Below are 2296 nucleotides of genomic sequence, written 5' to 3'. Positions count from 1 at the left end.
CGGCGGCTGGGCGATGGTCGTCTGGTGTACGAGGGGCGTGAGGACGGACAGGTGAAGGTGCGGGGGCACCGGGTGGAGGTAGGCGAGGTGGAGGCGGCGCTGTTGGGGGCCCCGGGGGTGTCGTCGTCGGCGGTGGTGTGGAGCGAGGGCGGACTCACCGGCTTCGTAGTAGAAGCGATTGGAGGCGACGGCCTCGACGCAGCCGGGGTCATCGCGAACGGCAGCATCAGCGGCGACGGTGCAGTCGACCTGCCTGAGCTGGTCACGCCAGAGAGCGAAGCCGACACAGAACTGGTGTCTCACTGGGGAGCCATCTTCGACGACGCCTACGCGGCGACAGATGCCCGTGCAGACGTAGACGCCGGGGTGAGCCTGCGCGTCTGGATCGACTCGTTCTCAGGCAAACCTCTGCCCGAGTCGGAAATCTTGGAATGCGTTGAGGACTCCGTGGACCGGATCCTCTCCCTCAAGCCACGGCACGTCGTCGAGGTGGGATGCGGCACCGGCCTGCTTCTGCGGCGCGTCGCTCCGCACTGCGAGACGTACGTGGGGACGGACGTGTCAGCCGAGGCGGTGCTCGAACTCAAGCAGATGGCTCAGTCGGAGCCGACGCTGAGCCACGTCGAAATCGGGCTCGGGGCCGCAGATGAATACCACGTCGTCGGATCCGTCAAGCCGGACCTCATCATCATCAACGAGGTCGTCCAATACATGCCCAGCGTCGAGTATCTCGCGCGGGTACTCACCGAAGCGTCCCGCGTGCTGGCTCCCGGCGGCCACATCTTCATCGGCGGGGTGCGCAGCTACCCGCTCCTGGACCTCTTCCACTTCTCGGTCCAGCTGCATCGCTCGGACGCAGCGGACACGTTGCTCGACGTGAAGGCGAGGGCCGACGAGGCCCGACGCAAGGAGAAGGAACTAGCGGTAGATCCTGCGTTCTTCCAGCGGATCGCGACTGAGCTTCCCGAACTAGCCTCGGCTGAAGTGCGCTTGCGAGGCGGCGAGGCGGTCAACGAACTGACGAAGTATCGATACGACGTCGTGCTCGGGACGGAGCCGTCTCCCCAGCTTCCCCACGATGCCGTCCTATTAGACTGGGAACAGGACGACCTATCGACCACGGCGCTGGAGGAGTACCTCGGAAGCGCGCCCGCGTGCCTTGTGGTGAAGCACGTCCCCAACGTGCGCATTCGCACAGAGGGGCAAGCGCGAAAGCGGTTCGAAGACCTATCGCTTTCGACGGACGCCTCGGTGCTGGTGGACGACGCCGAGCCCCATGGCGTGAACCCAGGCGCGCTTGAAGCCGTCGCCCATGAGGCTGGTTACGAGCTCATAGCGGTGTGGGAGGAGGACCCGATCGACGGGTATTTCTCGGCCTACCTGTATCCCATCGTCGAAGGACAGAGACGACCTCTCGTCACGACAACGCACTCTGCGAAGTCGGGACAGGAAGCGTGGGCGACGCTGGGCAACCTGTCCGTCGTGAAGCGGAACCAGGACGATCTGCTTTCGCGCATCCGGCTGCACCTCAAGTCACGATTGCCGTCGTACATGGTGCCGAGTTCCATCACGGTGCTCGACGCGCTACCGCTCACCTCCAACGGCAAAGTCGACCGCCGCGCCCTGCAGACGCTACTAACCGGCGGTCCTGTCAACGCTGAAGGACCCGCCCAGGTCTACGAGCCTCCCCGCACACACCTCGAGCACTCGCTCGCCGACACCCTCGCGGGCCTCCTCGACCGGCCCCGCGTCGGCCGCACCGACGACTTCTTCGCCCTCGGCGGCCACTCGCTCATGGCCATGCAACTCGTGGCCCGCCTGCGCCGCCGCCTCGGCGTGGAGCTGAGCGTGCGCGCGGTGTTCGACGCGCCGACGGTGGAGGCGCTCGCCGCGCACATCGAGACGCTGCAGGCGTCGGGTCCGTCGCGGCCGCCGCTGGAGCCGCAGGCGCGTCCGTCGGAGGTGCCGGTGTCGTTTGCGCAGCAGCGGTTGTGGTTCCTGCACCAGATCGAGCCGGAGAGCCCGGCCTACAACATTCCGGTGGCAGTTCGCCTGACGGGTCCGCTCTCGGTGGACGCGCTGCGAGGCGCGCTGCGTCATGTGGTGGGTCGTCACGAGGCGTTGCGTACGCGGTTTGTGGCGCCGGAGGGGGTGCCGCATCAGGTGATCACGCCGGCGGCGGAGGCGCAGGCCGCATTGGTCGTGCCGGTCGTGGACGTGAGCGGCCTCGCCGATGCGGAGGCCGTGGCCCGGCAACTGGTGAGGGAGGAGCGGAGCCGTCCGTTTTCGCTGCGTG

At 67.1% G+C, this 2296-nt stretch carries 1 protein-coding gene; it reads left to right on the top strand.

Annotated features, from left to right (window positions below):
- A partial coding sequence (locus AAFU51_18745) for a condensation domain-containing protein (protein MEO1573288.1) occupies positions 1 to 2296 on the top strand: 2296 nt, incomplete at both ends.

Source organism: Bacteroidota bacterium, from assembly GCA_039821555.1.
Taxonomy (GTDB): domain Bacteria; phylum Bacteroidota; class Rhodothermia; order Rhodothermales; family Rubricoccaceae; genus JBCBEX01.
This window is presented reverse-complemented; position numbering and strand designations above follow the sequence as displayed.